Origin of the sequence: Robertkochia aurantiaca (assembly GCF_020166495.1) — a bacterium.
In the GTDB taxonomy this organism is placed as follows: Bacteria; Bacteroidota; Bacteroidia; order Flavobacteriales; family Flavobacteriaceae; genus Robertkochia; species Robertkochia aurantiaca.
The window spans coordinates 13,770-21,833 of record NZ_JAINZS010000007.1 but is presented as its reverse complement, the minus strand read 5'-3'; the positions used below and the strand labels follow the sequence as shown (position 1 = coordinate 21,833).

The 8,064-nt window shown below is 43.5% G+C and carries 9 protein-coding genes; 5 read left to right on the top strand and 4 right to left on the bottom strand.

The features are described 5' to 3' along the window. Window position 1 precedes the first annotated feature (1 nt). Window positions 2-1,342: an undecaprenyl-phosphate glucose phosphotransferase gene (locus tag K7R10_RS13720; RefSeq protein WP_224485301.1), complete on the top strand. Its 1,341-nt coding sequence runs from the start codon at window positions 2-4 to the stop codon at window positions 1,340-1,342. Between the two features lie 36 nt (window positions 1,343-1,378). Here K7R10_RS13720 and K7R10_RS13715 read toward each other — a convergent pair whose 3' ends face one another. Continuing rightward, window positions 1,379-1,744: a four helix bundle protein gene (locus tag K7R10_RS13715; RefSeq protein WP_224485300.1), complete on the bottom strand. Its 366-nt coding sequence runs from the start codon at window positions 1,742-1,744 to the stop codon at window positions 1,379-1,381. A 128-nt stretch (window positions 1,745-1,872) separates the two neighbouring features. Between K7R10_RS13715 and purD the strand changes: the two genes are divergently transcribed. Further along, a complete protein-coding gene (gene purD / locus K7R10_RS13710) occupies window positions 1,873-3,144 on the top strand; it encodes a phosphoribosylamine--glycine ligase (protein ID WP_224485299.1) in 1,272 nt (423 codons plus the stop codon). Between the two features lie 108 nt (window positions 3,145-3,252). On the opposite strand, the gene K7R10_RS13705 is transcribed toward purD, so the two are convergent. Both K7R10_RS13705 and K7R10_RS13700 read right to left on the bottom strand, forming a co-directional pair. Beyond that, window positions 3,253-3,594 (bottom strand): four helix bundle protein, encoded by a 342-nt coding sequence (locus tag K7R10_RS13705; RefSeq protein ID WP_224485298.1) that lies wholly within the window; start codon window positions 3,592-3,594, stop codon window positions 3,253-3,255. Window positions 3,595-3,764: 170 nt separating this feature from the next. Next, entirely contained in the window at window positions 3,765-3,986 is a 222-nt protein-coding gene (locus K7R10_RS13700; RefSeq protein WP_224485297.1) for a DUF6341 family protein, read from the bottom strand. Window positions 3,987-4,034: 48 nt separating this feature from the next. On the opposite strand from K7R10_RS13700, the gene K7R10_RS13695 reads away from it, so the two are divergent. Further along, the gene (locus K7R10_RS13695; protein ID WP_224485296.1) at window positions 4,035-4,958 is read left to right on the top strand and encodes a DUF6427 family protein; all 924 of its coding nucleotides are present in this window, start codon (window positions 4,035-4,037) and stop codon (window positions 4,956-4,958) included. Here the strand turns inward: K7R10_RS13695 and upp are convergent. Continuing rightward, window positions 4,947-5,603, bottom strand: coding sequence for a uracil phosphoribosyltransferase (upp, locus tag K7R10_RS13690; protein WP_224485295.1), 657 nt, complete (start codon window positions 5,601-5,603; stop codon window positions 4,947-4,949). The two genes, K7R10_RS13695 and upp, sit on opposite strands and share 12 nt — an antisense overlap. Window positions 5,604-6,351: 748 nt before the next feature. Between upp and K7R10_RS13685 the strand changes: the two genes are divergently transcribed. Together K7R10_RS13685 and K7R10_RS13680 are read left to right on the top strand one after the other, a co-directional pair. Beyond that, complete coding sequence (locus K7R10_RS13685; RefSeq protein WP_224485294.1) at window positions 6,352-6,960, top strand: DUF4254 domain-containing protein; 609 nt, start codon at window positions 6,352-6,354, stop codon at window positions 6,958-6,960. A gap of 15 nt (window positions 6,961-6,975) precedes the next feature. Continuing rightward, the gene (locus K7R10_RS13680) at window positions 6,976-8,019 is read left to right on the top strand and encodes a glycosyltransferase family 9 protein (RefSeq protein WP_224485293.1); all 1,044 of its coding nucleotides are present in this window, start codon (window positions 6,976-6,978) and stop codon (window positions 8,017-8,019) included. Window positions 8,020-8,064 lie beyond the last annotated feature (45 nt).

The window sequence follows — 8,064 nt, the reverse complement described above, 5'->3', positions numbered from 1 at the left end:
TATGAAAAGATTTTCCGGATTTTTAAAGCCTATTTCTTACGCTATAGATTTAAGCGTGATATTGCTATTGGCATATTTTCTACCAATAAGGCTTCATAATCCGATACTATTCTTTTTCTATCTGACCTTCAGTTGGATAGTAATTTCAGTAAGAAATCACTTCTACGAGGTTGAGCGTTATACGAAAATCCCACTCGTGTTATCCTTGCTTTTCAGGCAGTTTGTATTCTTCTTCTTGGTATTGTATGCCTTTATAGGTTTCTTTAAAGAAAATATGATCAGCAGGCTATTATTAGGCCAGTATTTTCTCGCTTGCTTTATATTAGTTTCATTCTTTAAAATTTTGGTATACTATCTACTCCAAAGATACCGCGAGGTAATTGGAGGAAATCGCAGAACCACCATAGTGATTGGAGAGAATAAGAAGACTGATCAGCTAATTAAAATATTTCAGGAACGGCTGGAGTTCGGGTTCGTATTTAAAAAAAGGTTTGCAACAGATGAAGATGACTTTTCCATAGACAAGGTCTGTGACTATGTCAAAAAGGAGAACATAGATGAGATCTATTGCTCGGTGGCCGAACTCAAGAATAAGCAACTGGAGGAGATCATCGCCTTTGCTGATAACAACCTGAAGGTAGTTAAGTTTATACCGGACAATAAATACATTTACAACAAACGCCTCAAGTTCGATTATTACGATTACCTCCCAATTCTTTCATTGAGAGACATCCCCTTAGAAAATTCCATTAACTATGTATTAAAGCGTTCCTTTGATATTTTCTTTTCACTGCTGGTGGTTGTCTTTGTTCTCTCATGGCTCACCCCGTTAGTAGCCTTATTGATTCGTCTGGAGTCTCCGGGCCCTGTATTTTTCAGACAGTATCGAAATGGGATTAATTCGAAAGAGTTTGCCTGTCTCAAGTTTCGATCTATGGCCGTGAATACAGACTCTGATAAACAGCAGGCTACCAAAGGAGATATGCGTGTGACACGTATCGGACGGTTTATACGCAAAACCAGTATTGATGAGCTGCCTCAGTTCTACAATGTATTATTTGGTCAAATGTCTATTGTAGGCCCACGACCCCATATGGTGCTGCATACCAAACAGTACAGCCAGATGGTCGATAAATACATGGTTCGGCACTTTGTTAAGCCAGGCATTACCGGATTAGCCCAGGTTCGCGGTTACCGCGGTGAGATCGAAAGCGATACCGATATTATCAACCGTGTGAAATTCGATATTTTCTATCTGGAGAACTGGTCCATGGCTCTCGACCTGAAGATCATGGTGCAAACCGTGTTGAATGTGTTTAAAGGGGAAGAGAAGGCGTATTGATATCAGGGATTAGAGAATAGGGACTTGGGATTAGAATTAAAGAGCTTTCTTTAAATAACTAATATATCCGTTTATCAATCTTATACAGTCCTCACAGTGTGATCTAATTGAATTCAACAATTCCTGGTTGATGTAGCCACATTGTTTTGCCTCCAAGGCATGATCGAGGACTTCTGCTACGGAACCCCTGGAAATATAAAGGAATTTGATGTTTTCTTTATAATGGTATCTGCCCCATCCTTCTGCTATATTTGCGGTAGTTGACCTGGAAGATCTCAAAATTTGGCTATGCAAATCATAACGCTCCTCCTTGGGTAAAGAAGGTAATACCTCGGTGCGAATCAGTTCTTTCAACTGATTGCACATTTTCCAACAGTTTAGATCTTGAAAGTTTGTATGCACAAGACTAATATAGAAAAAAATCTATATAAATACTCCAATCCCTAATCCCTAATCACCAATCCCTTTTTTTACCTTTGTGTTCATGAATAAACTTTGAGTTAAAAGCATAACGAAAATTCTAATAGATCATGAATATACTAATTCTCGGCTCCGGCGGGAGAGAACATACCTTAACCTGGAAGATCGCTCAAAGCGATAAAGCGCAGAATATCTATGTGGCTCCCGGTAATGCCGGAACGGCTGGCATAGCGACCAATATAGCGGTGGCTGCCAATGATTTTCAGGCCGTAAAGAACCTGGTGATCGAAAAGGAGATCGATATGGTGGTGGTAGGCCCCGAAGATCCGCTGGTAATGGGTATTCATGATTTCTTTCTGAAAGATGACGCCATCAACCACGTGAAAGTGATCGGTCCGCAGAAAGCGGGGGCCATCCTTGAAGGTTCCAAGGAAGCCGCCAAGGAGTTCATGGCCCTCCATAAGATTCCTACCGCGGCTTATCAAAGCTTTACAGCCAAAAGCCTGGAGGCCGGATTTCAATTCCTGGAAACCCTGAAGCCGCCTTATGTGCTCAAGGCAGACGGACTGGCAGCCGGAAAAGGGGTGTTGATACTTGATGATATTGATGAGGCCAAAGCCGAACTTAAAAACATGCTCGTAGGGGAGAAGTTCGGTAGTGCCAGCGCCAAGGTGGTGATCGAAGAGTTTCTCAGCGGAATAGAACTCAGCGTGTTCCTGCTTACCGACGGTGAAAATTACCTCACCCTGCCTACCGCTAAAGATTATAAAAGAATAGGGGAAGGTGACACCGGACTCAATACCGGTGGTATGGGCGCGATCTCTCCTGTTCCCTTTGCAGATGATGCCTTTATGAAAAAGGTGGAAGAGCGTATCATTAAACCCACTGTAAACGGTTTTAAGGAAGATAATATCCCTTATAAGGGGTTCGTGTTCATCGGACTCATTAAAGTCGGTGACGACCCTTATGTGATCGAATACAATGTGCGTATGGGTGATCCGGAAACCGAAGTGGTGATCCCCAGGGTTAAGAATGATATGGTCGAGCTGTTAAATGCTATGGCTGAAGGCCGCCTGGATGAGGTACAACTGGAGATCGATGATCGCACCGCCACTACGGTTATGACCGTTTCCGGCGGGTACCCTGAAGCATACGAAAAAGGCAAGGAGATCGTGGGTCTTGACTCTATTGAAGACTCTATCGTGTTTCATGCAGGTACCAGCCAGATCGATGGCAAGGTGGTAACTTCCGGTGGGCGGGTCATCGCCCTTACTTCCTTCGGAAAAGACTACCGGGAAGCACTGGATAAATCATATGCCAGCGCGAAGAAATTGTGTTTTGACGGGATTTATTATCGAAAGGATATTGGTTTCGATCTATAAACCAGGAAACTGGTTTATAGATCGGGTTACGGGTTATGAGTTATGGGTTACGAGAGGGTGAGCCTGGATGGGTTATAATGAATTCCGACTCAAAACTGCATTAGATAGTTACTGCAAAGCCTTTATTAGGTTTAACGTCATCTTACGAATTATTGTAATTTCATCAATAAGAGGATTACGGGAGTTTAGATAAGAAAGATCGTAAGCCAGCTCAACCTGAGTGTCCAATTCTGAGAGCGATCCCAGAGCTATATAAAGGAATCGTATCAGTTCTCTGTTTCCTTTGCGGCCGGCACCTTCTGCTATATTGGAGGGTATTGAAACAGAGCATCTTCGCAATTGACTTTTTAAACCGTATTGTTCACTTTCAGGAAACATTTCAGTTTCCTTATAGATCATTCTGGCGAGTTTCATGGAGCGCTTCCATACATCCAAATCTTTATGAGTCATAACGTTATAATTGAAGCGACCTAAATATAGTAAATAATCTACACATTAAAACTCATAACCCATAACCCATAACCCATAACCCATAACCCATAACCCGTAACCCATAACCCAACAAATAACCCCAAAGCCTTTCGACTCCGGGGTTATTTAAAATGTATGGTAAACTGCGATTACATATACGAATGCGCAGTAACGTCTTTGTTCTCTTCGTTGTTGTCGTTAAAGATCTTTAATTGCTTCATCCAATAGAGGAAAGCTACAAAACCGATAATCATAAAGATCCAGTTCAGGAAGTTGGCGGCCCACCAGCTTTCCATTCCCCTTAAAGCGTCAAGAGGGATAAACAGAATTTCTTCAAACAAATACTGGATACCGTAGAAAAAGTCACTCATGAGTAAAACTTATATTAAATTTACCCGACAAAAATACAAAAACCCACCATGATATCAAGTATTTTCGGAAGAACTAAACCCATAAATTTCGTACTGCTTCTTCTTTTTACCATCGTTTTCGTGGCGGTTTTTGTGATCTTCGGTCCGATACAGGAGCCGGGCGCGATCAGAACACCCGAGCTGTTGATCAATTTATTGCTGATCATTTTTACCGTTCTGCTCATCGATTTTATCAACCGTAAGAACACCCTTTCGAAGAACAACTCCTATATCAGCCTCTTTTACGTGGTTTTCCTGTGCATGTTCCCGAGGATATTTCTGGACACCAATTTGGTAGTGGCAAACATTTTTATCCTTCTTGCATTACGACGGCTTATCAGCATTCGTTCAGGGCTGGAAGTGGAGAATAAAATATTCGATGCTTCTTTATGGATATGCGCAGCTGCCTTTTTCTTCAGCTGGAGCATACTGTTTCTGATCGTTGTTTACATGGCCATATTTCTGTATTCCTACCAGTATTATCAAAACCTGTTAATTCCCCTGGTGGCGGTCTTTCTGGTAGCAATTCTCGCGTTCACTTATTACTTCATGACCGATCATGTCGAAGCTTTCCTGGATATTTTCCGCATGAAGCCCGAATTCAATTTTAATAAGTACTACGAGCCGGGCTATCTTTTCCCTATCGTTTTTTTATCCGGCTTCGGGTTCATAGCTGTACTGATCTATTTCTTTAAAATGAGAAGTAAATCTTCCAGAGGAAGGGCGCCTGGTTTACTTGTGCTGATTCACCTGGCTGTAGCTTTACTTGTTGCCGCCTTTGCCGAAAGTCCGAATACCTCAGAACTCATCTTTGTCGGATTCCCGCTGTCGGTCATTTTTACCAAATATTTGGAAACCGTAAAGAGGAAATGGCTTAAAGAAGGATTGCTGTGGCTATTTGTGATAGTGCCTTTCTGGATCTTATTGCTGTAGTTTGGTGCCAAAGGAGAGGTCTCCTGCATCTCCAAGACCGGGCACTATGTAGGAGTGGTCATTGAGGTGGTCGTCGATATCACCTACCCACAATTGTGTTTCTTTTGGAAAGTGCTTTTCCAGGTAGGCGATCCCCTCCGGTGCGGCGATGGCAGATACCAGGTGAATGACCCTTGGTAGTCCTACCTTATTCAACGCCTGAAAAGTGGCCAGCATGGAATGACCTGAAGCGATCATGGGATCGACCAGGATCAGCGTCTTATTGTCCAGGGAAGGAGAGGCCAGGTACTCTACAATAATCTCGAATTCGGTATCAGATGTATGATAACGATAGGCTGAAATAAACGAATTTTCAGCCCAGTCGAAATAGTTCAGGACCCCTGTGTGCATGGGTAGGCCGGCCCTGAGAACGGAACAGATCACAATGTCGTCCTGTACAAGACGGGTTTCTTTTTCTCCCAGTGGCGTGGTCACCTGAGCCGGATGGAAATCGAGGGTTTTGCTTAACTCGTAGCTGAGTACCTCTCCGATACGCTCCAGATTACGCCTGAAACGCATACTGTCTTTCTGAATATGAATGTCACGAATTTGTTGCAGGTAATGCAGCAATACTGAATTTTCTTTGGCCAGGTGGTGGGTTTTCATGGTATTAAAATTAGTGAAAGTTTTTCTTTCAGGATGGATGATAACTACCAATAAGTGAATCGGCTTTTCATTTTAGTAAGTGTTCATTTTCTTTGCTGGTCCAAAGAAAACGAACCAAAAGAAAGGACCCGGTCCGGTGTCTTTGGCCATCCGCTATGGATTCGTAAACTAAGCCAGCTGAACTCATCATGCCTTGTTGGCATGATTCAAACAGCACCTGGCTTTATACGTTTACTTCATCAAGCGGATACCTGGCCAGCAGCCACCCAGGGACCACTATTTTGATGGAGCAAAGATAGCAGTTGGACCATATGATGACTTGCTATCGACAAGTAGTATTAGCAGCTCTTAACTTGAAGCGAGAGGCAGAATAATGTGGGGAGCTAGCGGCTAAGTGAGAACAGGATTAATTGAGTAAAGCGGGATGCGAGAAGCGCGGCCTCAAAGTTTTGTAGGTTTAAAAACGAGTCATCCCGATGCGCCCATTTGGGCGAAGAGGGATCTGCTCATTTTCAGTAGGGTTTAAATAAAAGGTTTAGTCGAATTGAGACAGGAAGGTCTAATTTGGCTAACAGCTATCAGTGATCGGTTGTACGTCCCTTAACTCTTAGCTCTTAGCTCTTAACCCTTAACCCTTAATCCTTAACCCATAACCCATAACCCATAACCCATAACTGTTCACTGTTCACTGTTCACTGTTCACTGTTCACTCAAAATCCATTATCTTTGCACTCTAAAATTTCATAGCATGTTTAGCGAATTAGCATATAGAATCTTCGAGGAAAGCATTAAGAAATACCACGTAAAGAACGAGGTGGACCAGGATTTTGAAAATCCATATCCAAACGATAGTGTTGAACATTTGTTGTTTCGAAAGAATTGGATAGACACGGTACAGTGGCATTTCGAAGACATTATTCGTGACCCGCAGATCGATCCGGTGGCAGCGCTTGACCTGAAGAGAAAGATCGATGCTTCCAACCAGGACCGTACCGATATGGTTGAGTATATCGACAGCTATTTCCTGAACAAATACAAAGATGTGAAGCCGCACGAAAGGGCTACCATCAATTCTGAAAGTCCGGCGTGGGCCATCGACCGTTTATCGATTCTCGCATTAAAGATCTACCATATGAAAGAGGAGGTCGAACGGGAAGATGCTTCTGACGAACACCGCGCCAAGTGTCAGGCCAAACTGGACATACTTCTTGAACAGCGCAAAGACCTTTCTGAAGCCATCGATCAGCTCTTAAGCGATATCGAGAAGGGTGACAAGTATATGAAAGTATACAAGCAGATGAAGATGTACAACGACGAAGAGCTGAACCCGGTATTGTACCAGAATAAAAAGAAGTAATTCCACTCCCACTTCATGTCCGACAACCCTAAGCATATCCTTGCGATACGCCTGTCTTCCCTTGGAGATGTGGCCATGACGGTACCCGTATTTCAGGCGGTGCGGAAAACCTATCCGAAGCTGAAACTTACCGTTTTATCAAGAGGATTCTTTAAACCCCTGTTCGAGGGGATTGAAGACATCAACTTTTATGAAGCTGATGTTAAGATAAAGCATCGGGGTATAGGCGGACTCTGGAAACTTTCTGGCGAGCTGATGAGGCTAAAACCCGACGCTGTTGCCGATCTGCACAATGTCTTGAGAAGTAAAGTACTCGGACTGTTCTTCAGACTGCGGGGTTTGAATACGGTAGTTCTTGATAAGGGGAGGAGTCAAAAAGCAGAACTGACCCGGGAAAAGGATAAGAATCTGAAGCCTCTTACACCTACGGTGGAACGCTATGCTCAGGTTTTTGAAAAACTGGGGTACCCTATAGACATGAGTAAGAATTGGTATTCCCCGAAACGGGAATTGCCTGTAGCCGCTCATAAGATCATCGGTGAGGAACCGTTGAAATGGATAGGGGTGGCTCCTTTTGCCGCCTTTCCCGGAAAGGTTTATCCTCCCGATCTCATGGAGGAAGTCATAAAAAGACTTAGTGTGTCGGGAGATTACAAGATCCTGCTATTTGGTGGAGGCCGTGAAGAAGCACGTATTTTAGAGGGTTTAGCACAGCAATATGATCGGGTTGAAAGCCTGGTCAACCGGTTCTCCTTTAGCGAGGAACTGGCCGTTATTTCCAACCTGGATCTCATGATCGCTATGGATAGCGGAAATGCGCATATGGCCGCCATGTTCGGTGTGCCTGTTGTCACCCTTTGGGGGGTTACCCATCCCTATCTCGGTTTTGCACCTTATGGTCAACCAGAATCCCACACCCTGCTTGCTGACCGCGAGCAATACCCACTGATACCGACTTCAGTTTACGGGAATAAATTACCTGAAGGATACGAAGATGTCATGCGTACGATCTCTCCTGATTCGGTTGTTAAGAAGGTGGAGGAGGTTGTGTCCAATTAGGGATTGGTGATTCGTTAAATAGTTATTGGTTATTTGATATTAGTA

Excerpts from the sequence above, each read along its gene's own strand:
- K7R10_RS13720 (WP_224485301.1), top strand. The coding sequence starts at position 2 with ATGAAAAGATTTTCCGGATTTTTAAAGCCTATTTCTTACGCTATAGAT.
- purD (WP_224485299.1), top strand. The coding sequence starts at position 1,873 with ATGAATATACTAATTCTCGGCTCCGGCGGGAGAGAACATACCTTAACC.
- K7R10_RS13705 (WP_224485298.1), bottom strand. The coding sequence starts at position 3,594 with ATGACTCATAAAGATTTGGATGTATGGAAGCGCTCCATGAAACTCGCC.
- K7R10_RS13700 (WP_224485297.1), bottom strand. The coding sequence starts at position 3,986 with ATGAGTGACTTTTTCTACGGTATCCAGTATTTGTTTGAAGAAATTCTG.
- K7R10_RS13695 (WP_224485296.1), top strand. The coding sequence starts at position 4,035 with ATGATATCAAGTATTTTCGGAAGAACTAAACCCATAAATTTCGTACTG.
- upp (WP_224485295.1), bottom strand. The coding sequence starts at position 5,603 with ATGAAAACCCACCACCTGGCCAAAGAAAATTCAGTATTGCTGCATTAC.
- K7R10_RS13685 (WP_224485294.1), top strand. The coding sequence starts at position 6,352 with ATGTTTAGCGAATTAGCATATAGAATCTTCGAGGAAAGCATTAAGAAA.
- K7R10_RS13680 (WP_224485293.1), top strand. The coding sequence starts at position 6,976 with ATGTCCGACAACCCTAAGCATATCCTTGCGATACGCCTGTCTTCCCTT.